General features: G+C 38.2%; 25 protein-coding genes. 18 read left to right on the top strand and 7 right to left on the bottom strand.

Annotated elements, in window-relative coordinates:
* Nucleotides 1-139: 139 nt before the first annotated feature.
* Both NST46_RS18095 and NST46_RS18090 read left to right on the top strand, forming a co-directional pair.
* Complete coding sequence (locus NST46_RS18095; RefSeq protein WP_341137546.1) at nt 140-1123, top strand: class I SAM-dependent methyltransferase; 984 nt, start codon at nt 140-142, stop codon at nt 1121-1123.
* Nucleotides 1124-1216: 93 nt separating this feature from the next.
* On the top strand, nt 1217-2401 hold the full coding sequence (locus tag NST46_RS18090; protein ID WP_118889045.1) for an acetate kinase: 1185 nt from the start codon (nt 1217-1219) through the stop codon (nt 2399-2401).
* A gap of 205 nt (nt 2402-2606) precedes the next feature.
* Here the strand turns inward: NST46_RS18090 and NST46_RS18085 are convergent, their stop codons facing one another.
* Nucleotides 2607-3035, bottom strand: a complete 429-nt coding sequence (locus NST46_RS18085; RefSeq protein WP_095307345.1) for a universal stress protein — start codon at nt 3033-3035, stop codon at nt 2607-2609.
* 136 nt (nt 3036-3171) lie between these two features.
* Between NST46_RS18085 and NST46_RS18080 the strand changes: the two genes are divergently transcribed.
* Nucleotides 3172-3330 (top strand): hypothetical protein, encoded by a 159-nt coding sequence (locus tag NST46_RS18080; protein ID WP_341137545.1) that lies wholly within the window; start codon nt 3172-3174, stop codon nt 3328-3330.
* A 196-nt stretch (nt 3331-3526) separates the two neighbouring features.
* Nucleotides 3527-4648 (top strand): alanine dehydrogenase, encoded by a 1122-nt coding sequence (gene ald, locus NST46_RS18075; RefSeq protein ID WP_095307343.1) that lies wholly within the window; start codon nt 3527-3529, stop codon nt 4646-4648.
* A gap of 236 nt (nt 4649-4884) precedes the next feature.
* Here the strand turns inward: ald and NST46_RS18070 are convergent, their stop codons facing one another.
* Entirely contained in the window at nt 4885-5982 is a 1098-nt protein-coding gene (locus NST46_RS18070) for a M24 family metallopeptidase (protein ID WP_341137544.1), read from the bottom strand.
* Between the two features lie 268 nt (nt 5983-6250).
* Here NST46_RS18070 and NST46_RS18065 point away from each other — a divergent pair, with 268 nt between their 5' ends.
* Both NST46_RS18065 and NST46_RS18060 read left to right on the top strand, forming a co-directional pair.
* Nucleotides 6251-6916 (top strand): PspA/IM30 family protein, encoded by a 666-nt coding sequence (locus tag NST46_RS18065; RefSeq protein WP_095307341.1) that lies wholly within the window; start codon nt 6251-6253, stop codon nt 6914-6916.
* A 127-nt stretch (nt 6917-7043) separates the two neighbouring features.
* The gene (locus NST46_RS18060) at nt 7044-7724 is read left to right on the top strand and encodes a metal-dependent hydrolase (RefSeq protein WP_095307340.1); all 681 of its coding nucleotides are present in this window, start codon (nt 7044-7046) and stop codon (nt 7722-7724) included.
* A gap of 146 nt (nt 7725-7870) precedes the next feature.
* Here the strand turns inward: NST46_RS18060 and NST46_RS18055 are convergent, their stop codons facing one another.
* The gene (locus NST46_RS18055) at nt 7871-8701 is read right to left on the bottom strand and encodes an STAS domain-containing protein (RefSeq protein ID WP_095307339.1); all 831 of its coding nucleotides are present in this window, start codon (nt 8699-8701) and stop codon (nt 7871-7873) included.
* Nucleotides 8702-8882: 181 nt separating this feature from the next.
* On the opposite strand from NST46_RS18055, the gene NST46_RS18050 reads away from it, so the two are divergent.
* The 6 genes from NST46_RS18050 to NST46_RS18025 all read left to right on the top strand — a co-directional run bounded on the left by NST46_RS18050 (nt 8883) and on the right by NST46_RS18025 (nt 15923).
* Complete coding sequence (locus tag NST46_RS18050) at nt 8883-9644, top strand: prepilin peptidase (protein ID WP_095307338.1); 762 nt, start codon at nt 8883-8885, stop codon at nt 9642-9644.
* A 322-nt stretch (nt 9645-9966) separates the two neighbouring features.
* Complete coding sequence (locus NST46_RS18045) at nt 9967-10527, top strand: glycerol-3-phosphate acyltransferase (protein ID WP_341137543.1); 561 nt, start codon at nt 9967-9969, stop codon at nt 10525-10527.
* Entirely contained in the window at nt 10524-12143 is a 1620-nt protein-coding gene (locus NST46_RS18040; RefSeq protein ID WP_340001838.1) for an aminotransferase class V-fold PLP-dependent enzyme, read from the top strand. The genes NST46_RS18045 and NST46_RS18040 overlap by 4 nt, the downstream gene beginning before the upstream one ends.
* Nucleotides 12131-13984: an LTA synthase family protein gene (locus NST46_RS18035; RefSeq protein ID WP_341137542.1), complete on the top strand. Its 1854-nt coding sequence runs from the start codon at nt 12131-12133 to the stop codon at nt 13982-13984. Before NST46_RS18040 ends, NST46_RS18035 begins: the two co-directional genes overlap by 13 nt.
* Before the next feature lie 332 nt (nt 13985-14316).
* Nucleotides 14317-14544: a hypothetical protein gene (locus NST46_RS18030; protein ID WP_095307334.1), complete on the top strand. Its 228-nt coding sequence runs from the start codon at nt 14317-14319 to the stop codon at nt 14542-14544.
* A 71-nt stretch (nt 14545-14615) separates the two neighbouring features.
* Entirely contained in the window at nt 14616-15923 is a 1308-nt protein-coding gene (locus tag NST46_RS18025) for a DRTGG domain-containing protein (RefSeq protein WP_095307333.1), read from the top strand.
* A gap of 54 nt (nt 15924-15977) precedes the next feature.
* Here the strand turns inward: NST46_RS18025 and NST46_RS18020 are convergent, their stop codons facing one another.
* Nucleotides 15978-16274: a YtpI family protein gene (locus NST46_RS18020; protein WP_095307332.1), complete on the bottom strand. Its 297-nt coding sequence runs from the start codon at nt 16272-16274 to the stop codon at nt 15978-15980.
* Between the two features lie 118 nt (nt 16275-16392).
* Between NST46_RS18020 and NST46_RS18015 the strand changes: the two genes are divergently transcribed.
* Nucleotides 16393-17340: a DHH family phosphoesterase gene (locus NST46_RS18015; protein ID WP_095307330.1), complete on the top strand. Its 948-nt coding sequence runs from the start codon at nt 16393-16395 to the stop codon at nt 17338-17340.
* A 44-nt stretch (nt 17341-17384) separates the two neighbouring features.
* Here the strand turns inward: NST46_RS18015 and NST46_RS18010 are convergent, their stop codons facing one another.
* The 3 genes from NST46_RS18010 to NST46_RS18000 form a co-directional block, all read right to left on the bottom strand.
* Nucleotides 17385-17588 (bottom strand): hypothetical protein, encoded by a 204-nt coding sequence (locus NST46_RS18010; protein WP_336623541.1) that lies wholly within the window; start codon nt 17586-17588, stop codon nt 17385-17387.
* 103 nt (nt 17589-17691) lie between these two features.
* A complete protein-coding gene (gene ytrI / locus NST46_RS18005; protein WP_341137541.1) occupies nt 17692-18195 on the bottom strand; it encodes a sporulation membrane protein YtrI in 504 nt (167 codons plus the stop codon).
* Nucleotides 18195-18527 carry a YtrH family sporulation protein gene (locus NST46_RS18000; protein WP_095307327.1) on the bottom strand — a complete coding sequence of 111 codons (333 nt, stop codon included), beginning with the start codon at nt 18525-18527 and terminating at the stop codon, nt 18195-18197. Before NST46_RS18000 ends, ytrI begins: the two co-directional genes overlap by 1 nt.
* Nucleotides 18528-18625: 98 nt before the next feature.
* Between NST46_RS18000 and dnaE the strand changes: the two genes are divergently transcribed.
* From dnaE to accA, 5 genes are all read left to right on the top strand, one after another.
* Complete coding sequence (gene dnaE / locus NST46_RS17995; RefSeq protein ID WP_341137540.1) at nt 18626-22018, top strand: DNA polymerase III subunit alpha; 3393 nt, start codon at nt 18626-18628, stop codon at nt 22016-22018.
* A gap of 320 nt (nt 22019-22338) precedes the next feature.
* On the top strand, nt 22339-23574 hold the full coding sequence (locus NST46_RS17990) for an NAD(P)-dependent malic enzyme (protein ID WP_095307324.1): 1236 nt from the start codon (nt 22339-22341) through the stop codon (nt 23572-23574).
* Between the two features lie 28 nt (nt 23575-23602).
* Nucleotides 23603-24256, top strand: a complete 654-nt coding sequence (locus NST46_RS17985) for a FadR/GntR family transcriptional regulator (protein ID WP_095307323.1) — start codon at nt 23603-23605, stop codon at nt 24254-24256.
* A gap of 428 nt (nt 24257-24684) precedes the next feature.
* Complete coding sequence (accD, locus tag NST46_RS17980) at nt 24685-25539, top strand: acetyl-CoA carboxylase, carboxyltransferase subunit beta (protein ID WP_095307322.1); 855 nt, start codon at nt 24685-24687, stop codon at nt 25537-25539.
* Nucleotides 25540-25541: 2 nt separating this feature from the next.
* Nucleotides 25542-26498: an acetyl-CoA carboxylase carboxyl transferase subunit alpha gene (gene accA, locus NST46_RS17975; RefSeq protein ID WP_095307321.1), complete on the top strand. Its 957-nt coding sequence runs from the start codon at nt 25542-25544 to the stop codon at nt 26496-26498.
* The last annotated feature ends 162 nt before the right edge of the window (nt 26499-26660 follow it).

Here is a 26660-nt window from a genome sequence, read left to right as displayed (position 1 = left end):
ACATAAAAGCAATGGGGGTCAGCCCCTATGTTATTTTAAATTTTGAGGTTTTTTAAGACTGATTACAATTTAGTTTACATGTTGTTGTATAATTTGTTACACTGGAAAAGTTGTGAAAGAATAGAATGGGGGATAGTTCATGGAAAAATCAAGTGTCGAAACATTATTCGGCTGGTTGGATGAAACAACGACAATCATTCAGCAGCACCTGAATGAACCGTATCTCGATAGCCTAACAGTTGCGATGGAATACTTATTTTATGAAGGTGCACCTGAAGACATGGACGATATTTTAAATCGAAAATTACATAGCGCTTTAGCAAACATAGATTTTCATTCTTTTGAAGTTGAAGATATCCGTAAGGCAGTTCAACTCGTAATCTTAAAAGGAATGAAAGACGCAACGCAAGAGCAACATGTGATGACACCAGAGTCAGTCGGGTTAATTGTAGGGTATCTTGCCGGCAAGCTCACAAAAGATAAAGAAGAGCTGCGTATTTTTGATCCGGCTAGTGGAACGGCTAATTTACTGACAACTGTTCTTGGTCAGCTCAAGCAAAATGTAAAAGCTTATGCTAGTGAAGTTGATCCAACCTTAATTCAGTTATCTGTTATTAATGCGAACCTACAGAAAAAGGAAATTGAGTTTTTTCATCAGGACAGCTTAAGACCATTCCTGATTGATCCAGTCGACTTAATTGTTGCCGATTTGCCAATTGGATACTATCCAGACGATATTGTAGCGAATGAGTACCAGTTAAAAGCAGATACTGGTCATTCTTACGCACATCACTTGTTTATCGAGCAAAGTTTGCGTTATACAAAAGAGGCGGGTTATCTGATTCTAGTCATCCCTGAATTTCTTTTTGACAGTGACCAATCAGATAAGCTGCATGCATATCTTCAAGAACATGCTCATATAATCGGGGTTATTCGCTTACCTGAATCAGCATTTAAATCAGAAAAGAATGCAAAGAGCATTCTCTTGTTGCAGAGAAAATCTGCAGCAACAAGTGCGCCAAAACAGCCGCTACTTGTACAAATGCCATCTTTCAAGAATGCAAATGCAACAGCAGACATCCTAGGCCAAATGAACAGATGGTTTGAAAATTACCAAGCATAAATGGACTGTAAAAGCCCCAACCTCTAAGTGTGGGGAGAGGGATCCCGTCAAATGATTTCACTTTATCAACATTAATTTTAGGAGTTGACAGCAATGAGTAATGTATTAGCAATTAATGCAGGTAGTTCTTCATTAAAATTTCAATTGATAAAAATGCCAGAAGAAGTGGTTACGGCGATCGGATTAGTTGAACGAATTGGAATGAGTGATTCAATTTTTACAATTGAAGTAGATGGAAATAAGAATAAAACAGTAATCGATATTCCAGATCATGGTGTTGCTGTTAAGATGCTATTGGATTCTCTGATTTCTACTGGTGTGATTCAATCATTTGATGAGATTAATGCTGTTGGACATCGAGTTGTACATGGTGGGGAATTTTTCAGTGATTCTGTATTGATTACAGATGAAGTTATTGCAAAAATTGAAGAAACATCTGAGCTTGCACCATTGCATAATCCTGCGAATTTAACAGGAATTCATGCATTTAAAGAAATTTTACCGAACATACCAATGGTTGCTGTATTTGATACGGCTTTTCATCAAACAATGCCGAAATCTTCTTATTTATATAGTTTGCCACGTGAATATTATGAGGATTTTGGTATTCGCAAATATGGTTTCCATGGCACCTCACATAAGTATGTTTCGGAACGTGCAGCTGAATTAATGGATGTTCCACTTGATAATTTACGTTTGATTTCCTGCCATATTGGAAATGGAGCAAGTATTACAGCGATCAAAGATGGTAAGTCATTGGATACCTCCATGGGCTTCACTCCACTTGCTGGTGTAACAATGGGTACCCGCTCTGGTAACATTGACCCTGCTCTTATTCCGTATATTATGGATAAGACTGGTAAGACGGCCGATGAAGTTATTAATGTGTTAAACAAAAAAAGCGGAATGCTTGCATTGTCTGGATTCTCCAGTGACTTACGCGATATCGAAGAAAAGTCAGATACGGATCCACGTGCAGAGCTAGCATTGAAGGTTTTCGCAGACCGTATTCATAAATATATCGGTTCTTATGCTGCAAAAATGAACGGGGTAGACGCAATTATCTTTACTGCCGGTGTAGGAGAAAATAGTACAACCATTCGTGAGCAAATCCTAACTGGATTAGAGTTCATGGGAATCTATTGGGATCCTAAACTCAACGATGTTCGTGGGAAAGAGCAATTTATCAATTACCCACATTCACCAGTAAAGGTTATTATTATTCCAACCAATGAAGAAATAATGATTGCGAGAGATACCGTACGTTTAAGCAAATAAACCATTGAGGGCTTTGTCAAACTATTTATGACAGGTCCTTTTTACTCTCGATGAAATTGAGTATAAATCTGTCGGAACTTGAACACAATTACTATGAAAATAAATAAACATAGATATGGAAAAATAAAGCGCCTTGGGTTACCCCAAAGCGCTTTGTTTACGTCCAATCCAACAACTAGCGAGACTCTTCCCTTCCCGCGCGTTATTATCTTACTACTAAAACATCACAGGATGCATATCTCGTAATGCTTTCAGATACACTTCCAATTAGAAAGCGCTCAACTGCATTCATACCAGTCGCACCACAAATAATTAAATCAGCATTAAAATTTTCAGCGATATCTTTCGCAATTTTTACTTTAGGAGAACCGTATTCTACACACCTAATTAAGTCAGTTAGTCCAGCAGCATTTGCATTCGCAACATATGCGTCGAGTAATTCCTTTGCATATTCCTCTGCTCGCTCTGATAATGTACGATCATATGCCTCTGCTGTTGCAAAACTACGGGAATCAACTACATGTGCAAGGATAAGACGAGCATTGTTACGTTTTGCGATATCTAATGATTTCTGAAACGCCTTTTCAGCAGCTTCTGATCCATCAACGGCAACAATTATATTATTATATTCCATAATTTATCTCTCCCTTCTATACTTAGTATATACCCAGATTTAGCTGAATGTAAGCGTGGTAATAGTAATTTGGTAATAAAAGTTATGCGGTTGTTACAGATTTTAGAACATACTATACCTATGGAGGTGAAATGCGATGTCGAAAAAGGCAGAGAAACATGAAAAGCTTTTTGAAGATAACGAAGGAGTTGCCGCTGTTCAGAACCAATTAAATGAAAGTTATCAAAGTGGTGTTATTGAAGACCAACTGCATAATAATAAAGGGATCTACACATTTAATAATCAAAAGAAGTAATAAAGGCTAACAACTGAAGATGTTTAAAAAGTCTGGTTCATCATCGTTCTTTTTGAACTCGCACTGATAGGGGAGAACGGTGAATTATCGATTCTCCCTATTAATCGGTGCTTTTTATACATGCATTTGATACAATTAGATTAGTGATTTGTTTGGATAATTTTGACTACATATAAAAGCATAAGGGGGCGTAATCATGAAAATTGGAATACCAAAAGAATTGATGAACAATGAAAATAGGGTAGCTATGGCGCCATCCGGAGTTCTCACTTTAAAAAATGCTGGACATGAAGTCTATGTTGAAACGTCAGCTGGGATGGGGTCAGGCTTTACAGACGAAGAGTATGTTGCAGCTGGTGCAGTCATTGTGAACACTGCCAAGGAAGCTTGGTCTCAAGAAATGGTGATGAAAGTAAAGGAACCGCTCCAAGAGGAATTTGAATATTTCATTGAAGGACAAATTTTATTTACCTACCTTCATTTAGCAAATGAGCCTGAGGTAACGAAAGCGTTAATTGCTAAAAAAGTTGTGGGGGTTGCTTATGAAACGGTTCAGCTGCCGAACCGAACACTGCCACTATTAACTCCAATGAGTGAGGTGGCTGGAAGAATGGCAACGCAAATTGGTGCACAGTTCTTGGAAAAGTCTAAAGGTGGCAAAGGAATCATTTTATCCGGAATCCCTGGTGTTAGTCGCGGTAAGGTTACCATAATTGGTGGGGGCGTTGTTGGAACAAACGCGGCGAAAATTGCGATTGGATTGGGTGCTGAGGTTACAATTATTGATTTGAACCCAGATCGTTTACGGCAGCTTGATGATATCTTCGGTTCCTCAATCAATACGTTGATTTCCAATTCATTGAATGTACAAGAAGCTGTGAAAAAGTCAGATCTTGTAATAGGTTCGGTTTTAATTCCAGGCGCAAGAGCACCGAAGCTTGTAACAGAAGAAACCGTAAGTGAGATGGAAGCCGGCTCTGTTATTGTCGACGTTGCGATTGATCAAGGTGGTAATTTTGAAACAAGTGATCGAATTACTACACATGATAATCCAACATTTACAAAGCATGGTGTACTACACTATACCGTTGCCAATATGCCAGGAGCTGTACCGCGAACATCGACGATTGGGTTAACGAATGTTACCGTACCATATGCATTGCAATTAGCAAATAAAGGGGTTAAGCGTGCAAGTCTAGAAAATGAAGCACTTTTAAAAGGGATTAATACTATAGATGGTTTTGTAGCGTATGAAGCAGTTGCAGAAGCACATAACTTAGCATACGAAGATGCTCGTGTATTGCTGCAAAAAAAATAAGAGCACTAGGCTCTTAAGTCAAGCGGCCGAACGCAGAGTTGATGGTGTCTCACCTCGTGGCACCATCATCCTGTATTCGCCATTTATGCTCCAAACGCAGAACATGGAACCGCTCTACTTCTCAATAGCACCAAATCCAGAACTATGACACCATTCCACTTCAAAACAGCGCCAAAAACAAAATGATGACGCTATTCTACAGCCCAATAGCTTCAACTGTCCCGACTACGTTTTACTTATTCAATAATTTGCAGCTCTTTTGGATAAGCGGTTAAGATATCCGGTCCTTTTTCTGTCATGAAAATCATATCTTCAATTCGTACACCACCAGAATTGGGAACGTAAATTCCTGGTTCAATTGTGTAGCACATACCAGATTTTAAGGATAGCTCATTATTGCTGTGCATGGATGGATATTCATGTGTTTCAATTCCTAGACCATGGCCAATTCGATGTGTAAAGTAATCACCGTAGCCAGCCTTCGTAATTGTCTCCCGTGCAGCTTGATCGATTTTTCCGACTGACGTATTCAATTTAGAAGCAGTAATGGCATCCAGTTCTGCAGCAAGCACGGTTTCATATATTTTTCGTTGCTCATCGCGAACGGATTTATAGGCTACCGTTCTTGTAATATCGGAGCAATAACCTTCAAAAATAACACCGAGATCAAATAGTACAAGGTCTCCTGGTGCAACCTTCGCGGATGCAGGTGTACCATGTGGAGAGGCCGTTTTTGCTCCAGTAAGTGCCATCGTTGTAAACGACATTTCTCGCACACCTTGTTTTTTGAGCTCATACTCTATTTTAGCAACAAGTTCAAGTTCAGTTATGCCTTCAGTAATTGCCTTTACACCAGTTTCAATCCCGAAGTCAGCAAGAGCCGCCGCTTGTTTTAATAAGGTATATTCCTTTTTATTTTTGATCACACGTAAGTTAGCCATGATTTCTTTTGCATCTACAATTGTGGTGTTCGGTAAAATTTGGCTTATTGCCTGTGACCGTTCCAATGTGATGTGATCATGCTCGATTGCCATTGATTTTGGAATCTTATTGTTTTTATTTAAGTAATTGGAAAATAGTTTCCATGGATCTTCGTGGTCGTAATAGCTGATCACAACACTAGCCCAGCCAGCAGCTTTAGCGTCTTCCTCCTCCATCTTAGGCACGATCAGCACAGGATCAAGCTCCGCATTAACATATACACCAATCAAACGCTCATGTGGATCGGTATAATAATTGCTTAGATAATAGAAATTTGCTTTTGAAGTTATCAGGGCACTATCGATTCCTTCACTTTTTAACTCTGCTAATAAATTACTTAATCGTTCATTCATTTTTGTTTCACCTCGAAAAATAGACTACTCTTAGTATAGCAATGTGTTCATCTGTGTTCAAATAAAGGAAGATTATAAATTAATTCTATATGATACTGAAACTTTTCATCGTTTTACTCGTATTACAAAGGGAAGAGAAGTGACAAGGCGTTGGTAGTAAGAGAGTCAATGTACAAATGCACTCTATTATGAACCTAGTGAATGCAAACTTCTCGAAAAAAATGATAAGATTGTTATAACAAGTATAAATTTAAAAGGAGGAAGACTCATGTTTAAATTTTTTAATCGAATCAAGACAGTCGTAAGCTCAGAATTAAATGCTATGCTTGATAAGGCTGAGGATCCAGTGAAAATGCTTGATCAATTTATGCGTGAAATGGCAGCAGATATTCAAGAAGTGGAAGCTGCGGTTGCCAAACAAATAGCAAGCGAAAAAATGCTAAAACGTAAAGCGAATGACGCTGAAGCAATGATTGAAAAACGCACGCAACAAGCAGAACAAGCAATTGAAGCAGATAATGATGACTTAGCCCGTCGTGCTTTGGAGGATAAAAAAGGCCATGAAGCAACATTCAAAACATTAAATGAGTCATGGGAACGTACAAGTAAAGATGTTGATGCATTAAAAGAAAAATTAACCGAAATGAAAAAAGAATATCAAGAAATGAAATTGAAAAAGGATACATTAAAAGCACGTGCAGAATCAGCGAAAACCAGAACAAAAATGAATCGTACCATGTCCTCAATTGGAAACGATGAATCAAAGCGTGGGTTTGAGCGAATGGAAGAGAAAGTAATGCAGTATGAGGCAGAAGCTGAAACATCAGAGGATTTAGCTCAATCTGCCCGTACGTTAGATGATGAATTCAAGGAGTTAGCAAACAATGACGTGGACGACGAGCTTGCAGCCTTGAAAGCAAAATTAGGGAAATAATATATAGTAGGGGAGCAGATTATTCTGCTCTTTTCTAATGGTGTAAGAAATGTATCAAAAGGGTAAAGGAAAAAGAGATACTCTTGTCGAATAATTAGAGTAAATGAATAAAAAAGGAGAGATATTTGTGAAGGTATCGTATCATGGACATTCTGTAGTACAAGTGGTTACAGATAGTCATACCATCTTAATTGATCCATTTATTTCAGGGAATGAAGCATGTGACCTTGATGCGAACACGGCAAAAGCTGATGTGATTTTGCTGACACACGGTCATAATGACCATGTGGGTGATACGTTTGAAATTGCTAAAAGAAATGACGCATTGGTCGTTGCTCCAAACGAGCTTGCTGTTTATCTAGGTACGAAAGGGTTGGTTACACACCCAATGCATATCGGGGGAGCGCGTGAATTTGACTTCGGCAAGGTAAAATTCACACAAGCTTTCCATGGCTCATCTTATACGGAAGAGGATGGAACCGTCATTTACGGTGGAATGCCAGCTGGAATATTGCTGACTATTGATGGGAAAACAATTTATCATGTTGGGGATACTGCGTTATTTACGGATCTAAAAATGTATGGCGAAATGCATTCCATTGATCTTGCATTTATACCAATTGGGGATAATTTCACAATGGGACCAGAAGACGCACTTGTTGCAGCGGACTGGATTAATGCCAAGATTTCCGTTCCAGTTCATTACAATACTTTCCCAGTTATTGATCAAGATGCGAAAGCGTGGGCTGAACAAGTGAAAACTGGTGAAGGACGCGCACTTAATATTGGTGATGTAATCGAATTATAAAAATATGAGTTTCATCGAGGGATACATGTGTTTATATGATTTCGGTTTATTTGGAGTACTAATAAGACCAAATAAACCGAGATCAATACCTCATAAAATGTTTGACAATAGCAAGTGCTGCGATTGAAGCATAAACAAACCGCAGTTCACTTCGAATTGACTACCAAATAATCATTCAAAGCATGTTGTAACGTTCCTTTTATTTCAATGTCCTTCTCGATGCCCCATCCTAACTGGATCATCTTATTGGCAAGTTGTGGACTTAAGCCTGTGAGAATTGATTTAGTGCCCATCAACGTTACCCCGTTTAATACCTTTTGAAAATTAGAAATCGTATATTCATCCATCTCAGGTATTCCAGAGAGATCCATAATTAATACTGATGCCCGTAGTCTTGATATTTCATTTAATATCTTTTCTTTAATAATATCCATGCGATAGGAATCAAAGCTACCAATCATCGGCAATATTGCTATCGAAGCACTAACTGGTATAATCGGAACGGATAGATGCTCAACTAAATTTCGCTGTGTCATAATTAATTCATCTTTATATTTAGAATAGCTAATAAAAAAATTATTTAAGAATTCATCAATTCCATCATTAATATTCTGTTCGAGTTCGTAAAAATCGGTAAGAGATTTAGAATTGCTGTTTAAAGGATTATTTTCACGGAGCAAATGCCATAAAGTACGTCTAAGTGCATGAATCCATTCTAATTTAAGTGCCAGGGTTAATGAATGTTTAGCCCAAGATATTCCTTCCACTTCGGCAAAATCGATGAGCTCCTCTCTTTTGTTTCCCGCAACGAAGAGGGCAATCTTTTCTGCATTTTTTAATAAATCGATATTTCCTTCTTCTAAAATAGAATTAATTTTCGTAGCTACATTACTTGCCTCTGATAATAGTAAAGACTGGAATTCTTCTCTATTATTTAAAATATATTTATCAATTTTACTAGTTGTTGTCACATTCATTACCTCCTGTTTCAGAGCGCTTTTTTTATTCGATATTACTTGAAATCTCCTTCTCATACTCTAATTATATCATATTATACTAAGTGATTAATGGACTCATAAATCTGCAAAAAAGAGTTGTGATGCGTTTTATAATACAATTATACTAGTTCTATATTACTGATAATAGGGAGTTATATTCATGGAAATTCTATTGATTATTTTTTTCTTCATTCTAGGCACTACGCTAGGATCTTTTTATAATGTTGTTGGACTCCGATTACCGAATAAAGAATCTTTTTATAAAAAGGGTGATCGCTCGTATTGTCCTAATTGCAAGAAACAGTTAGCTTGGTGGGAGCTCATTCCCGTTCTTTCTTATATGGTGCAAGGTGGAAAATGCCGAGGCTGTAAACACAATATCTCCTTTATTTATCCGACCGGTGAGCTGCTAACTGGATTATTGTTTGCGCTAAGTTATATTAGATTTGGCTTAGAAGTGGAGTTATTTATGGGAGTTTCCTTTGTATCTATGCTTATGATTATTTTCATCTCTGACATAAGCTACATGCTTATCCCAAATAAGATATTACTGTTTTTCTTACCATTCTTTATTATCGTACGCATTATTCAGCCGTTAGATCCTTGGTGGTCTTCCGTTACAGGTGCCGTTACTGGGTTCGGATTGATTTTTATTATTATTCTCCTATCAAGAGGTGGGATGGGAGCAGGAGATATGAAACTTTTTGGTGTTTTAGGACTTGTGTTAGGCTTTGAAAAAGTAATATTAGCTTTCTTCCTCGCTTGTTTGATTGGAGCGTTTGTAGGAATTGTCCTCATGGTGTTGAAAATTGTCAAACGTAAACAGCCAATCCCATTTGGTCCATTTATTGTCATTGCAGCATTAATTTCTTATTTCTTTGGAGATGCGATGGTTGCTTGGTATGTTAGCTTATTAATTTAATTAACGAAAAATTAACAAATCTTTCTATGGAATATATTGTCATGGTAATGCTTATGAAGACATCTACCTTCTTTCTAAAATGCTTAACTTAAAGCATCCTTCTAGTTGAAATTGCAGTACCGCATGGTAAATTACTAAATCATTAAATAGAGATTGTTTTGCGGTTAGTCTTGTAGAAGAAGTAATTGATGCTATTTATATTATTACCGGGCGAACATCCAATTAACAATGGGAATTCCCTGTTTTATTGACAATTACACCCTTTCACATGATTCGAGGAAATGATAAAATAGCAAATAGTATGAATTACGAAAAGTAAGGGGTGAAACCTCTGTTTACTTTTATATTGATATTCCTGTCTTATTTATTCGGTTGTGTGAATGGTGCATACTATGTGGGGAAGCTAGCTGTTAATCAGGATATTAGAAAACTTGGTAGCACAAATGCCGGAGCTAGAAATGCAGGAAGGGTATTGGGGCGGAGTGCTTTTATTTATACGGTAATTATAGATGCTTTAAAAACAATTATCCCATTACTCATAGCCGGTTATGTGTTTACTGTCAGCAGTTTCTTATTGGGATGTGCAGCTTTAGCTGTTTTAGTTGGACATATCTGGCCAGTGCAGCTACAATTTCGTGGTGGTAAAGGCGTCGTTGTCTATTTGGCGGCAGCTCTCGTGCTTACACCTTTGACACTGGTTGCAACCGGAGTGATCTTATTAATAGGCTTGTGTCTAAAAAGAAGCTTTACAATAGCCGGTCTAGCTGCCCTTGCCATTATTCCAATCACATTGTTAATCATTTCAGAATATATACTGTTTGGAATATTTTTATTGATGCTGATCATCGTTTTACTTCTACACAGAAAAGGGGAACCAAGATGAGTCAATCAACACCTACTTTATATAAAATTGCAGAACTTGCTGATGAAATAGAGCAAATTCATCAACTGAATTATGAAACGTTTGTGGAGGAAATTCCACAGCACAATGCAAATAATCAAAAGAAATTAGTCGACCGTTTTAATGACGAGAATACATATATCATTGCAAAAAAGAATAATGAGGTCATCGGGATGATTGCTATCAGAGGAAACCGACCTTTTTCACTCGATCAAAAGCTTGATCATCTTGAAACCTATTTGCCTGAAAAAGCGATACCCTGTGAGATTAGACTGCTTTCAATAAAACCGGCTTATCGAGGTGGACGTACTTTTTATGGATTATGTGAAAAGCTTGTCTCCTATTGTCTGGAAAAAGGGTATAACATGGCTTTAATCTCCGGAACAACAAGGCAAACAAAGCTGTACAGGCATATCGGATTTGAGGCATTTGGACCACTTGTCGGTACAGAGAAAGCTCCCTATCAGCCCATGTATTTAACAAAAAAGAACTTTGAATTAGCATCCAGGCTTTTCGAAAGACTTATTCATAGAGAAGAGAAGAACTTCTATCATAATTTTCTTCCTGGCCCTGTAGAGATTTCTGAAAATGTGAAAAAAGCATGGGGTAAACCAGCAATTTCTCATCGTTCTGCTAGTTTTAAAAAGGTTATGAATGACGTGCAACAAGGCCTTTGTCAGCTCACTAATGCTAAGCACGTGGAAATAGCGGTGGGTACAGGAACACTAGCAAATGAAATGATTGCAGCACATTTGTCCAACACCCGCTCAAGGGGGCTGATATTGGCCAATGGTGAATTCGGGGAAAGGTTAATTGATCATGGAGTCAGATGGGGACTTTCTTTTGAACAAATAACAAAGAAATGGGGGACTGCTATTGAACTGGATGAAATTGAAAATGTATTAGAGCAAAGTCCCGATATTCAGTGGCTTTGGACAGTTCATTGTGATACGTCTACTGGATATGTATATCCCCTCAAAGACTTGCAGGAAATCTGTAAAAAAAATCGTGTGAAACTCTGTCTTGATGCATGCAGTACGGTCGGTGTTCTACCGGTTGACTTCGGTGGGGTGTATATGGCAAGTACTGTTAGCGGAAAGGGACTGGGATCTTATCCCGGACTTGCTATTCTTTTTCACCAGGAGGAAATCTTTCCGAATAAACAGATCCCGGCTATTTTGGATATTGGCACTTATCAGGCTTCAGCAAGTGTACCTTTCACGCATTCATCCAATGGACTGGCTGCGTTACAGGCAGCATTACGTAATCTCGAGCCAGTAAGCGAGGAATTGGCTATGGAGATTTGCCGTGTTTTCAAAGCTTCAGGTATGACAGTACTTCGAGGGAGGGAATATTCACCTGGAATTATAACAGTAAGCTTGCCAGAGAATATGGCATCAAAGGATTTTGGCGATCAGTTAAAAACACTTGGTGTACACGTAAGCTATGAAAGCAGTTATCTAGTAAAAAGAAATTGGTTCCAGATAGCTTTAATGGGAAAACAAGAACCCGCAAAAGTTTGGAAAGCTATTGAAATTATTAAGCAGCAATTTGATTATTTTTTAAAAGAAAAAGGGCAACCGCAATGCGCAAAATAAAAATATTATTATCTAATCATATAATAGCATCAGCAATTATTTTTTTATGGCTAAAAACTGTCCTTGTCATGGTGTTTGGATTTAGTCTGTCGTTCATATCCTGGCTGGATATCATCCTTTTGTTCGTCAGTCCTATAGGAACGCTCATGCTGTTCATCGGATTCAGTTTTCTATTCAGCAAAAAGGTTCACCCGTTAGGTTTAATGGTTATTTATATTCTGATCACAGGACTTTTGTATGCAAATTTACTTTATTATCGTTTTTACATTGATTTTGTAACGGTTTCTGTTTTGTTGCAATTAAATAATGTTGGCGGACTTGGGGCAAGTACGTTGGAACTGTTTTCTCCGTTCGATATTTTATTGTTTATTGACATTTTCGTGGTTGCGTTTGTATTATTTTCGAAAAGAAAAAAACAAATTAACATGCCAAACAAAAGAAAATACGGACTTGCCAGCATTGGAATAATAGTTCTTACCGTTATTATTGGCATGATGCAAAATCAATATTTATTCAAAACGGCGTATGATAGGGAAGGTCTTGTTCAATCGCTTGGATTGTATAATTATCAGGTAGTCAATATGATCTTTGGAGCAATGGCACCGATTGAAAAGGCTTTTTCAGATGAAGTTGATGCGAATACGGTGAGCAGTTATCTCAAGAAGGAGGAAAGAAAGCAAACTGAATTATTTGGAATTGCAGAAGGAAAAAATGTAATCATGATCAGTATGGAATCCACACAGAATTTTGTTGTAAATGAAAAAGTAAATGGGGAAGAAATTACACCATTTTTGAACGATCTTATTCAGGATAGCTTTTATTTTTCCAATATTTATGACCAGACAGCACAAGGGAAGACATCTGATGCAGAGTTTATGATCGATACTGGATTATATCCGCTTCCAAGTGGGTCTGTTTTTGTGCGCCGCCCTAAAAATGAATTTGAATCACTGCCTAATATTCTGCAGGAGTATTCCGGTTATAAAGCATATACCTTTCATGGAAATGATGCCGGCTTTTGGAATCGCAAACAAATGTATGATAATTTTGGCTATGAGCATTTTTTTGCCAAAGAAAACTATGACGTAACTGAGGAAAACTCGATAAATTATGGGATTAAGGATATTGCTTTTTTTGAACAATCGATGGAAGACCTCATCTCATTGCCTGAGCCGTATTTGGCAAAATTCATTACATTAACAAATCATTTCCCTTTTCTGTTAGAAGAGGAGGATCAGTTGATTGAGCTAGCTGAAACAGGAGTTGATGTTGTAAATCGGTATGTTGCTACAGTCAGATACCAGGACAGGGCATTGGAACGTTTTTTTGAAATGGTTAAAGAAGAAGGATTGTATGAAAATACAATTTTTGTGATTTTTGGCGATCATTATGGTATTTCGAAAAAATATGAAGCTGGTGTCCATGAATTGCTTGGGCAGGATAATACACCGCTTAATCATTTGGAACTGCAGCAGATACCAGTTGTCATTCATGTACCGGGACAACAGGGGGAAACAATTGAGGCAAATGGCGGTGAAATTGATATTCGGGCAACACTCCTTCATCTGCTAGGTGTTCCTACTGAAGACCGGTTATCCTTCAGCCGGGATTTATTCACAAGAGCTGCAGACATGCCAGTTGTTTTCAGGAATGGGGATATGATCGCAGAAAGTTATGCATTTACAAATAATGTTTGTTATGAGAGAGATTCTAAAAAGAAGGTAAGCAATAAAAACTGCTCTTCCTATCTGAAAACAGCACGTGAAGAACTGGAGCAATCGGATAATATCATATTTGGAGATTTATTTCGGTTCATTCCACATGCGGGGGAGGAAAGTTAGAAATATCAACACAATTCATCTTCACTGTATAAGGATTATTAATTACGTTTGAATATATAATAGAATTGAAGTAACTCCATGTTTTGTACTGACTCACTATAAAGTATTTGGTGGAGCTGTTGACATCATAGCAAATTTTGCTGGAAATTTGGGAGCAAATATCATGGCGACACGAGACCATTATTATCTGGAAATGAATTTGCCCCATAATTTATCAAGCTGTTTCATGGGAAAAACCAGAATAAATAATAACATAATCCACTAGTCTATCTTAAGTTCTTAATCCATCCTTCCTCACATAAACTAATACAAAACCAAAAGGAGGATATCCCATGCGACACTACGCTATACTAAGACTACTATTAGCAGCTTTTTTCCTATACATTGCTTGGCCAGTAATTCCATCAGCTTCTACGAATACAGAGCTAATTTTCTGGGGAGGTTGGTTGCTATTTCTAGTGTTAGTAATTGGAGCAAATTTAGCAACGCTTTTACAAATGACAAGCCCTCCAGTTATGGAACAGGAACAATATAACGAGCTGAGACGGGATAATTATTGAGTTTCTGCACTTTCAACTGTATAATAAATAATAATAAGTGATATAGTACAGTTGAAAGCTGGTGAAATAAAATGACAACTAAACATGAGCAGATTATTCAACATATTATTTCGTTGTCGGTTGGCAGTAAAATTTCGGTGCGGCAAATAGCGAAAGATTTGAATGTAAGTGATGGAACGGCATATCGTGCGATTAAAGAAGCGGAGAATCAAGGGATTGTCAGTACAATTGAGCGTGTAGGTACGATTCGAATTGAACGTAAGAAGAAAGAGAACTTTGATCGCCTTACGTTTGCTGAGGTCGTTAATATCATTGATGGACAAGTATTGGGTGGCCACGACGGATTATATAAAACATTGAGTAAATTTGTAATCGGTGCCATGCAGTTAGAAGCTATGATGCGCTATACTCAAGCGGATTCCTTATTGATTGTCGGAAACCGAATTAAGGCTCATGAACTGGCATTGAATGCTGGTGCGGCTGTACTAATAACAGGTGGATTTGATACAGAAGATTATATTAAGAAACTAGCAGATGATAAAGAAATGCCAATCATTTCAACGAGCTATGATACGTTTACCGTTGCTGCTATGATTAACCGAGCGATCTATGACCAATTGATAAAGAAAGAAATTATTTTTGTTGGTGATATTGCTACACCTTTTGAAGAATCCCATTATTTACGTTCAAAGGATACGATTGAAGCGTGGTACAAGCTGAATAGTTTATCCTCACATACACGTTTTCCAGTTGTAGATGATAAACTGCAAGTTATTGGGATGGTCTCTTCAAAGGATATTGTTGGGAAGGACAGAAGCATTGTAATTGATCGCGTGATGAGTAAAAAACCACAAGTAGTTCTAAGCAAGACTTCGCTCGCCTCTGTAGCACATACGATGGTTTGGGAAGGCATTGAGCTTATTCCTGTTGTGGATCAGTCCTATCAGTTGCAGGGTGTTGTATCACGACAGGATGTATTAAAAGCCATGCAGCAAATTCAACGACAGCCACAGGTTGGTGAAACCATAGATGATATAGTTTCCAGAAATTTAGAAACAAGTGAAGATGATGAGAATGTTTTCGAATCGATGGTTATTCCGCAAATGACGAATCAATTAGGGACGCTATCAAATGGCGTGTTCACAACATTGATTACAGAGGCAAGCAGTCGTTTGCTGAAAAAAGTGAAAAAAGCAGATGTTACCATTGAAAATATAACCGTCTATTTCAGCAAGCCCGTTCAAATCGACAGTAAACTAATTATTAAACCGCAACTACTTGATGTTGGACGACTTTATGCAAAAATGGATGTAGAAGTATTTAATGAGCGTAATTTAGTAGGAAAAGGATTAATTATGGCTCAGCTAATTAATCGTTAATAAAAAAAGAAATCGGCCGAAACAGCCGATTTCTTTCATTCTTGCACGATTCAGTTATTCACTCGGGTTTAGGCGACGCCATTCACTGCGATAATGTTTTGCCTCCATAAGACCTCTGTAAAATTGAAGCCCTCCGAGAATAAGGAAAACAATCCCTATAAATAAAGACAGCTGTGTTTTATAGAAAATATATTGGTTAATTCCAAACACGAAAACAAATGTACCAAGACATATACGTGCTTTTGCGTTAAAATAGCGTTGAATAAGTTCATCTTTGCTTTTAAGAATGGCAACTTTATAATAGATAAAGAGAACAGCTGCGACAACAATGATGGCAGGGAAAATAAACATGGAATCTCTCCTAAATTAATTTAAAGTTTATGTAAGTAAAATTCTCATATAATTGTAACTTGTTTTTATAAATAAATCTAGAGAAACCAAACAAGATTAAAGGAGTAGGAGCAAAAATATGAAATGGACACAGATTATTGAAGCGATTAAGGAAAACGATACGATTATTATTCATCGGCACGTTAGACCGGATCCAGATGCACTTGGGTCGCAGGTTGGTTTAAAGGAAATCATCAAGCACTCCTTTCCGAACAAGCACGTTTATGCGGTAGGGGAAGATGAGCCTACATTAACGTTCTTGGCTAAGATGGACAATGTCTCCGATGATGTATATGAAAACGCGCTTGTCATCGTATGTGATACGGCTAATAGGCCGCGAATTGATGACCAGCGGTATACGTTTGGAAAGCAGCTTCTTAAAATAGATCATCATCCCAATGTAGATGAATATGGTGACGCGAGTGTTGTTGATACAGCTGCAAGTTCTGTGAGCGAGATGATTTTTGAGTTGTATGATCAGGGGAAGGAAGAAGGATTTAGCTTAAATGATGCTGCTGCACGTTTATTATATGCTGGAATTGTTGGCGATACGGGAAGGTTTATGTTTCCAAGTACAACGAAAAAGACATTTCAGTTTGCAGCTGAATTGGTAACCTATGACTTTGACAGACCAGCATTATATGCTGAATTGTATAGTGTGGAAGATAACATTTCTCGTTTGCAGGGGTACATTTTGCAAGAGTTTGAGCTTTTACCATCAGGGCTTTGTACAATCAGGCTAACAAAGGAAATATTAGAGAAGTTCCGTGTTTCTCCTGATGAATCTGGGCAGCTTGTAAATATATTAAGTAACATGAAAGGTATAAAAGCATGGGTGTTTTTCATTGAGGAGGAAGATCAGATTCGCGTCAGATTACGTTCGAAAGGTCCAGTAATTAACGAAATTGCCGCAAATTACAATGGCGGGGGACATCCATTGGCTTCAGGGGCAACGATCTATTCATGGGAAGAAGCAGATAACCTGACAAATGAACTGGAATCAGCTTGTCTTGCATTTATGCGATAAGCTAGAGATTATGCTGGAGACTGCCATCAAGACAGTCTCCAGCTTTAATTCGTTTTACTCGTTGTTAATGGGATAAACCAATAACCAGAGTCAGTTTCATCGCACTGGACAGGCATTTTCTCTTTTTCAATTGCTCGTTTCATTAAACGGACAAGTTCTTCTGATTCTGCGTATGCATTTTGCCCTTTTCTTAATTGATTCATTTTTTCATCACGTATTCTTCTTAGGTTGATAGGCAACACGGACATCGACTCCCTTCAATATATGGAGTGTAACTGCTTTCATTACTATTCTACGATTATCGACAAAGGAAATCCATACGATTGTTCGATGTGTCACGAAAAATACAAATTAATTTGACAATTGCGGGATTATCTCTATTTTTAAGTCCATTGAAATCGTTAATTTCTTCACCTCGAAATAGTAGGTGAAATCATCAATGGTAAATCCTTTATTCTCTATTGTAGATTGAAGCAATTGATCGCTCTTATCTATAATCGAAATTTCTTGTCCAATTATATGGCTAATTTGTTCCTTAACCATCTCCTCCAGCTGATGTTCAATGAGTCGGTCCAGCTTCAGTCTCTCGCCATCAACAATCGTAACGGAAATAGAGTTAATGGTTAATGGCTCTTCGGATTTCTCACTTAAATCTTCCTTGTCTTGCAGCAATGCTGCATTCTGTTCTTTCAAGTCATTTACTTGCGATGACAGTTCGAGATTTTCCGCTAATAATTCCTCGTACATCGTGCCGTACATATAAATCAGGATGAAGTATGCAATAATACCCCCAATGAATGCACCTGCGAAAAAAAGTTGCCAGGAAGGCTTTTTATGATATGGTGGAATATGCATTACGGGCTCCCCTTTTGTAAAAACCAATCAATAATGATGATGCCAGTTTTTACACCACCCATAGCAGACAGAATAAGTAAAACTTGCTTAACGAAATCGATTGTAGATCCATCTGTTAATCCCTTTTCAAAGTTTGCAATCGCATCAAAGGTACCTCCAATTGCCGCAACAATAGCCCAAATTCGCAAGCGGTCAGCAATTCGTCCCATTGATGTAAGTGGGGCATCGCCCGTTGCGAAATCCCCGATACTGCCGATGAAAGATCCTCCAATAATTACACCGAGAGCAATAAAAAAGCACGAAATAAATGCAGCAAAAAACCGTTCTTCCATTATTTATGCACTCCTTTGAGGCATGGTCTATACATTTTATGATTGTCTCGGACGAGTTATGCTAAGAAAAGAATGCAAAAGCGTATGCATGTTCGAAAATGGTTGTTATAATAATAGTTAGAAAGAAAAGGCGGGATAGTATGTCATACACACATTTACAGGTTAAAAGCGGCTATAGTTTGATGAATAGTACAATAACGATTCCTAAATTGGTCGAGCGGGCACATAAATTAAATTTTAATGCGCTTGCATTAACGGATGAAGAAGTGCTGTATGGAATTATTCCATTCTATCGTGCATGTAAGAGCTATGGAATTAAGCCAATTATTGGAATGTCTGTACGACTACTGGACAATGAGGAAGAAGTTATTCCATGTATCTTATTAGCGAAAAATAATGCTGGTTATCACCAGTTAATCAAACTTAGTACAACTATTCAGCAGGATTCTATAAATGGCATCGACTTAGGGGCAATACAGCAGGCAGCTGGTCAATTGATTTGTATTGTACCAGTTCAACATGATAAAATAACGCAGCTTTTTCAACACCAAACACATGCAGGTATTGCCGGTTATTTCAAAAAGTGGCAAGCATTATTTGCCCAAGGTGACTTCTACCTTGGTTTGCAGGAGAGAGACGAGTCGATATTTACACTGGTAAAAGAATTTCATAAAGTATCCCGTATTCCGGTTACGGCGATTAATGATGTCATTTATCTTGATGAAAAGGATGCCATGGCTTTTGATTGTCTCCAAGCGATGAAAACGGGAAAACAGTGGGGAATGAAGATTGCGGATTCCACCATTAAAAATAGACATCTTCGTTCCGAAACGGAAATGGAAAGTTTATTTGGTTTCTTTTGGCCGGAGGTGCTTGCTGAAACAGCGGCAATCGCAGGAAAGTGTAATGTTACGATCGATTTTGAACAGCGTCTGCTGCCATCATTTCCTGTACCTGAAGAAATAAGTGCAGCTGATTATCTAGAGAAATTATGCTGGGCAAAAGTAAAAGAAAGGTACCAAACTTTAACCGATCCTATAAAAAAGCGACTTTCCTATGAGCTCCATGTGATTCAATCCATGGAATTTAGCGATTATTTTCTGATTGTAGCGGACTTTATTGGATATGCAAAAGCAAATCAGATTGTTGTGGGACCTGGTAGGGGCTCATCAGCTGGTTCGATTGTTGCCTATATACTAGGTATTACAGACGTCGATCCAATGGAATACGGTCTATTGTTTGAACGATTTTTAAACCCTGAAAGACAAACAATGCCAGATATTGATGTCGATTTTTCAGATGCGAGGCGTGATGAGGTTATCACGTATGTCCAAGAAAAATATGGCAGGGAACATGTTGCGCAAATCATTACATTCGGTACCTTTGCTGCCCGTTCATTAATTCGAGAATTAATAAAAACAATGGATGTGGATGGGCAGGATGCTAGCTTTATGCTAAGAGAAATTCCGCTGCAGTCAACAAAAAGAATCCCAGAGCTCGTAAAGGAATCGGAAGAATTGTATCGTTATGTCAAAACATCTCCTAAATTAAAGCTGTTATTTGCTGTAGCTGTGAAGCTTGAAGGACTGCCACGTCATATCTCGACCCATGCAGCAGGCGTGGTTATTAGTGAGAAACCGTTAAAGGAACATGTTCCACTAACAATAGGTGCAACCGATACACATCTTACCCAATTTCCAATGAATGATTTAGAAGCAATTGGCTTATTAAAAATGGATTTCCTTGGGCTTCGGAATTTAACCTTATTGGAGAAGGTTATTCAGTCGATAGCTTATACAGGTGCTAACCCGATTTCACTTGATGAAATTCCTGAAAACGATACCCGTACCTATGAATTATTACGAAATGGGCAAACAAATGGTGTGTTTCAGCTTGAATCCCAAGGAATGAAACAGGTACTAACTGAACTTTTGCCTAGCAGTTTTGAAGATATAGTAGCAGTCAACGCCTTGTATCGCCCAGGTCCAATGGATTTTATTCCGGTATATATAGCGCGAAAACATGGGAAGGAAGAAGTAACCTACCCACATCCTGATTTAAAGCCAATTCTTGCCCATACATTTGGTGTGCTTGTTTACCAAGAGCAAATCATGCAAATTGCTAATCGAATTGCAGGTTTTACATTTGGTGAGGCCGATATGCTGCGTCGTGCAGTAAGTAAAAAGAAGCAAGATGTTATGGATGCACAAAAAGAAGCATTTATTCAAGGTTGTCTAAATAATGGTTACGAGCGAAGTGTTGCTGAAGAGATATTTAGCTGGATTGTTAAATTTTCAAATTATGGATTCCCAAGAAGCCATGCGGTTGCCTATAGTAAGATTTCTTATCAGCTCGCCTTCTTGAAAGCAAATTATCCAGCAAGCTTCTTTGCGGAATTATTAAGTGCTTCTCGAAGTCAATACGATAAACTGCATCTCTATATGCAAGAACTAAAAGCGCTTGGACTTGAACTATTACCACCTAATATTAATCGGAGCTTCGGGAAATACAGTGTGGAGAACAAAAAAGTTCGGATGGGACTTACCTCGATTAAGTCGGTAGGTAATCAAGCAATTGGCGAAATTATTCGCGCGCGAAAAGCAGGACCATTTAAAAATATATTCGATTTCTGCCTTCGTACCTCACCAAAGCTCGTTAATCGAAAAACACTCGAAAATCTTATTATTGCTGGGGCATTTGATGAAACGTATTCCAATCGTGCAAGTTTACTTGCTTCAATAGAACAAGCGATGGAGCAGGGAGAGCTTTTTAAAGAATTTTTTGGTGGGTCTAGTCTTTTTGAGGATCAAATCGAGCTAGATGCCAAATATGTTGAGATCGATGACTTTAGTCAAGTTAAGAAATTAGCAGATGAAAAAGAGCTGCTTGGCATGTATGTTTCGAGTCACCCGATAAAGGAATTCAGGAAGCAGCTGCGAGCTAATGGTCATGTCACGCTTAGACAAGCAGCTAAAATGCTTGGAAAGCGAAATTTAGACGTAACGGTAATTATTCAAGCGATACGAGTTATTCGAACAAAACGAGGGGATAAAATGGCATTTCTGACGATTGATGATGAGCAGGCGGAAATGGAAGCCGTTATTTTTCCTGATGTATTCCGAGAGATAAGCTCCTGGCTGCAAGAAGAAATGCTCGTTTGTCTGGAAGGGAAAGTAGAATCTAGAAATAATAAGCTACAAATGGTAATCAATTCCGTCAAGCCATTTCATCAAGAAACATTACAGTCAGATTATAAACAGCGTCTATTTATTAAAGTGGTGAACATGACGAATCAACAAGCACTGCAACTTATCGAGAAGGTAGCGGAATGTTATCCTGGTGGCGCATCGATTATTCTTTATGATGAACAAAAAAAACAATCTTATCAGCTAGCAGAATCTTATTGCCTCTATCCCGACAAAAGTTGTTTAAATATGCTAAAACGGTATTTTGGGAATGAAAATGTTGTTTTGCAAAATCGAGAAGTGTGAAGTAGTTTGAGATTGTAAGTATTTATGGCATTGAAATGGATGCTAATTATAGGAAGCACTTAAAGCATCGTTTCAGTGCTTAGCTTGTTTAGGGTCTCACCGTAACGCATGATTATCACTTTACAGGTGAGATGCATCTGTTATAATAGAGGAGTTATTGGTGGTCTGACCACTATTGAATCAAACAAAAGCCAGCAAGCTTATTAAAGGCAATTATTCTACTTTATTTTAGCTGGTTATGTTTGTTTGGGATATTATACAACAAGACATACAGAGGATATAATACAATTTCTACATCAAAAAGGAGAGAGTAATCTAAAATGGCAAGCTTGAGAGATGAAGCGTTACATATGCATAGGGTAAAGCAAGGGAAATTGGAGATCCAATCAAAGGTTCCTGTTAATAATGCGGCAGATTTGAGTCTAGCGTATTCCCCTGGTGTAGCAGAGCCTTGTAAAGAAATTTATGAAAGTAACGATCGAGTCTACGATTACACAATGAAAGGGAATATGGTCGCCGTAGTAAGTGATGGCTCAGCCGTGTTAGGCCTTGGTAATATTGGACCTGAAGCTGCAATGCCAGTAATGGAAGGGAAAGCTGTGTTATTTAAAGGATTTGCAGGTGTAGATGCATTTCCGATTTGTCTCGCAACACATGATGTAGATCAAATTGTCCAAACTGTTAAATTGTTAGAACCAACATTTGGTGGAGTAAACTTAGAAGATATTGCAGCACCAAATTGCTTTATTATTGAAGAACGCTTAAAAGACGAAACAAATATCCCGATTTTCCATGATGACCAGCATGGAACAGCTATTGTTACAGTTGCAGGTTTAATCAATGCATTGAAGCTTGTTGAAAAGGATTTCTCTGAAATTAAAGTAGTGGCAAATGGTGCAGGTGCAGCTGGCATTGCAATAATTCGCTTATTAGAGAGCTTCGGTGTAAGGGATATGATTATGTGTGACTCAAAAGGAGCTATTTTTGAAGGTAGAACCTATGGTATGAATAGTGTGAAAGATAGAGTTGCTAAATTTACGAATATCAATAAAGTAGAGGGATCATTGGAGGAAGTTCTAGTGGGTGCTGATGTCTTTATTGGTGTATCTGTTGGCGGTGCGCTTACAAAGGAAATGGTTTCTACAATGAATAGAGATGCCATTATTTTTGCGATGGCTAATCCCGATCCAGAGATTCTGCCCGAGGATGCAAAAGCGGCCGGTGCACGCGTGGTTGGTACAGGAAGATCGGATTTTCCAAACCAGGTGAATAATGTGCTTGCGTTTCCTGGTATTTTCCGAGGTGCATTAGATGTGCGGGCAACAAGAATAAATGAACGAATGAAGGTTGCTGCTGCAAATGCAATAGCATCCCTAATTGAAGAAAATGAAATCACAGAGGATTACGTGATTCCGTCACCATTTGATGCGCGTGTTGCCCCATTAGTGGCAGCAGATGTTGCAAAGGCTGCAATGGACTCAGGTGTAGCTCGAATCAAGATAGATCCGAATGAAGTAGCTGAAAAAACGCGAAGTTTAACCGGAGTTAAGAAATAGACGGTTTTCTAGGAGTGGAGTGTTATTTTTGTCCTTTTCAATTAAACAAAAGGTATATCAGGAAGTAATCAAGGAATTACAACGATATATTGAGAGAAATAATCTAAATCCGGGGGACAAGCTTCCATCTGAACGAGAGCTTTCTGAAAGACTTAATGCTGGCAGGTCATCTGTTAGGGAGGCATTACGGGCGTTAGAGCTTATTGGTCTTGTAGAAACGAGACATGGCGAAGGCACCTACTTAAGGGAATATCGCTCCTTTCAAACTGTAGAGTTATTATCATCCTTTATTTTAAGGCAAGATAATATGAAAGATGATTTAACTTTTACGAAGAAAATTTTGGAAAAGGAAGCAGCAAAGTTAGCTTTTGCCCGAATCAGTGTATCTGATATACAGGAATTAAAAGCAATACTTGATGTAAATAGTAGTAATCCACTTACAAAACATCGTGCCTTTTTTAAATATTTATTTGAGAAAACGGAAAATCTATTGTTAATGAAAATATGGTCGCTAATGGATGAGTTTTCACATGCTGTTTGTGTATACCATTTTGAGGAATCTTTCTATAATACTTTACTTAAACACTACAGTGAAAGAGATTATGAATCCATTGATCCATTATTTTCGGGGCCAAGTGAAGGTGAACAGTTGAGAGGAATTTTTTCCCTCGACTGTTTTTGACACTCTTTTTAACTACTAGCCGTTATGATGAATAAAATGATTTAAATAGGTATGTATATGCGTGTTCAAAAAAATGATGAAATGGATCGAGGTCAGCTAAATTCGCAACGTCCAGTGGCTGCGATTGCTCTTCCCATCAAAGTGCTTTATTGCAACGCCGACACTAGCACGTCCTGTACGTCGAATTTCAAGGCGGCGAAGCTCCCCGTACCTGGCTTGCACAGGATGTGCTGACTTCTGCGTTGTCCACAGGACTTGTACGTTCTTAGTAGAGGTGGCTCTATCGTCAACGAGCTTCTACAGGATATGGTGATTATGTTAGCCGAAAGTAAGTCGAAGATCTGCTGTTCTCAGATGTGTCATTTTTACCAGACTTTTTGGACAAACTCTACTATTATGTTGATGTAAGTTGTGAAGGGGGAATAACCTTGCTTAAAGATTTTTTTGGCAAGAGAAGAAAATATGCAACCATTCCAAGTGAACAATCAAAAATCGATGTTCCAGAGGGACTTATGCAAAAATGCCATGGTTGTAATAAAATATATTATCGAAAAGAAATGAAGAAGTCTTTAAATGTTTGTCCAAATTGCGGCTATCATCACCCAATGACTGCTTGGGAGCGGATTGATAGTTTATTTGATGAAGGAACTTTCAGGGAATGGGACAAGGGTCTAACTTCAGGAAACCCACTCGATTTTCCGGGTTATAAAGAGAAGATTGCAAAGGACCGTGAGAAAACGACGTTAAATGAAGGAGTAGTCACTGGTAAAGGAATGATAGTAAATCATCCTGTTGCCTTTGCTGTGATGGATTCTAGCTTCCGCATGGGAAGTTTGGGATCTGCGATGGGTGAGAAAATCGCACGTGCTATTGAAAATGCGAAAGAAGAATCGATTCCCTTTATTATTTTCACAGCTTCTGGTGGTGCTCGGATGCAAGAAGGCATGCTTAGTTTAATGCAAATGGCGAAAACGTCGATTGCAATTAAACGATTCAGCGATGCTGGCGGATTAATGATTTCTGTTATGACCCATCCGACAACTGGTGGGGTTTCTGCTAGTTTTGCTTCCATTGGAGATTATAATTTTGCTGAGCCAGGTGCGTTAATTGGCTTTGCTGGAAGAAGAATCATTGAACAGACCATCCGCGAAAAGCTGCCGGATGATTTCCAAACTGCAGAATTCCAATTAAAGCATGGTCAATTGGATAAAGTGATCCACCGTCATGAGATGAAAGAATTGCTTTCCAAGCTGGTTGCAATGCACAGAAGGGAAGTGGAATAAAAGTGAATCAAATACTCGAGTTTGAAAAGCCAATCGTGAATTTAAGAGAAAAAATAAACGAATTGAAAAATTTCACAGCGAATAGTGAAATTGATTTAACAGCGGAAATTGAAACGCTGGAAAAGCGGCTGGCTATTTTAGAGAATGATATTTATGGCAACCTGAAGCCATGGGATCGTGTGCAAATGGCTCGTCATCCGATGCGTCCCACAACAATGGACTACATTGATAAGCTGTTCACCGACTTTATAGAATTTCATGGCGATCGATTTTTTGGAGATGACGAGGCGATTGTAGCTGGTATTGCATATTATAATGAAATCCCAGTAACCGTAATTGGTCATCAGCGCGGAAAAGATACAAAAGAAAATATTCGCAGAAACTTTGGAATGCCACACCCAGAAGGGTATCGAAAAGCATTACGCCATATGAAGCAAGCAGAAAAGTTTAATCGTCCAATCGTTTGCTTTATTGATACGAAAGGTGCTTATCCAGGTAAAGCTGCTGAGGAACGTGGACAAAGTGAAGCAATTGCAAAAAACTTAATGGAAATGGCTGGTTTAACGGTACCAATCGTTTGTATCGTTATCGGTGAAGGTGGAAGTGGTGGTGCACTGGGACTTGGTGTTGGTGATCGTATACTGATGCTTGAGAACTCAACATATTCCGTTATTTCACCTGAGGGAGCTGCTGCGCTTTTATGGAAGGATGCAGGCCTTGCTCAGCGTGCTGCGGAAACAATGAAAATAACATCTTATGACTTGAAAAAATTAGGCATTGTTGACCATGTTATTCCAGAGCCAAAAGGTGGCGCACATCGAAACCTAGAACAGCAGGCAGCGTATATCGATGAGGTATTAAAGCAATCCCTTACAAATCTCCAGACATTGACAGATGATGAATTAATCGAGAATAGATGGGAAAAATATAAACAAATGGGTGAATTTGAAGTGCTTTAACTTTTGCTCAAAAAGAAGCTGGAAAGGAGCAAGTAATTCGATACATCCTTTTTGCGGACTTTTGAACATCCATTTCTTAACTGTATTAGTTGAGACTGATATTTTATAGTATCAGTCTCTTATTGTGGTTGTAAAAATATAAAATATCTTTAATAAACAAGA

Origin of the sequence: Oceanobacillus sp. FSL W7-1309 (assembly GCF_038002145.1) — a bacterium.
Classification (GTDB): domain Bacteria; phylum Bacillota; class Bacilli; order Bacillales; family Amphibacillaceae; genus Oceanobacillus; species Oceanobacillus profundus.
Note: the sequence above shows the minus strand (reverse complement) of the source record. Positions and strands in the feature narration are given on the sequence as shown.

Bases quoted from the DNA above. Each gene is read 5' to 3' on its own strand.
- NST46_RS18030 (WP_095307334.1), top strand. From the start codon at position 14,317: ATGCGACACTACGCTATACTAAGACTACTATTAGCAGCTTTTTTCCTA.
- ald (WP_095307343.1), top strand. From the start codon at position 3,527: ATGAAAATTGGAATACCAAAAGAATTGATGAACAATGAAAATAGGGTA.
- NST46_RS18015 (WP_095307330.1), top strand. From the start codon at position 16,393: ATGAAATGGACACAGATTATTGAAGCGATTAAGGAAAACGATACGATT.
- NST46_RS18010 (WP_336623541.1), bottom strand. From the start codon at position 17,588: ATGTCCGTGTTGCCTATCAACCTAAGAAGAATACGTGATGAAAAAATG.
- NST46_RS17990 (WP_095307324.1), top strand. From the start codon at position 22,339: ATGGCAAGCTTGAGAGATGAAGCGTTACATATGCATAGGGTAAAGCAA.
- NST46_RS18035 (WP_341137542.1), top strand. From the start codon at position 12,131: ATGCGCAAAATAAAAATATTATTATCTAATCATATAATAGCATCAGCA.
- NST46_RS18090 (WP_118889045.1), top strand. From the start codon at position 1,217: ATGAGTAATGTATTAGCAATTAATGCAGGTAGTTCTTCATTAAAATTT.
- NST46_RS18070 (WP_341137544.1), bottom strand. From the start codon at position 5,982: ATGAATGAACGATTAAGTAATTTATTAGCAGAGTTAAAAAGTGAAGGA.
- NST46_RS18080 (WP_341137545.1), top strand. From the start codon at position 3,172: ATGTCGAAAAAGGCAGAGAAACATGAAAAGCTTTTTGAAGATAACGAA.
- NST46_RS18095 (WP_341137546.1), top strand. From the start codon at position 140: ATGGAAAAATCAAGTGTCGAAACATTATTCGGCTGGTTGGATGAAACA.
- NST46_RS18040 (WP_340001838.1), top strand. From the start codon at position 10,524: ATGAGTCAATCAACACCTACTTTATATAAAATTGCAGAACTTGCTGAT.
- NST46_RS18055 (WP_095307339.1), bottom strand. From the start codon at position 8,701: ATGAATGTGACAACAACTAGTAAAATTGATAAATATATTTTAAATAAT.
- NST46_RS18085 (WP_095307345.1), bottom strand. From the start codon at position 3,035: ATGGAATATAATAATATAATTGTTGCCGTTGATGGATCAGAAGCTGCT.
- NST46_RS18000 (WP_095307327.1), bottom strand. From the start codon at position 18,527: ATGGAAGAACGGTTTTTTGCTGCATTTATTTCGTGCTTTTTTATTGCT.
- NST46_RS18020 (WP_095307332.1), bottom strand. From the start codon at position 16,274: ATGTTTATTTTCCCTGCCATCATTGTTGTCGCAGCTGTTCTCTTTATC.
- ytrI (WP_341137541.1), bottom strand. From the start codon at position 18,195: ATGCATATTCCACCATATCATAAAAAGCCTTCCTGGCAACTTTTTTTC.
- NST46_RS18025 (WP_095307333.1), top strand. From the start codon at position 14,616: ATGACAACTAAACATGAGCAGATTATTCAACATATTATTTCGTTGTCG.
- dnaE (WP_341137540.1), top strand. From the start codon at position 18,626: ATGGTTGTTATAATAATAGTTAGAAAGAAAAGGCGGGATAGTATGTCA.
- NST46_RS18050 (WP_095307338.1), top strand. From the start codon at position 8,883: ATGGAAATTCTATTGATTATTTTTTTCTTCATTCTAGGCACTACGCTA.
- NST46_RS18065 (WP_095307341.1), top strand. From the start codon at position 6,251: ATGTTTAAATTTTTTAATCGAATCAAGACAGTCGTAAGCTCAGAATTA.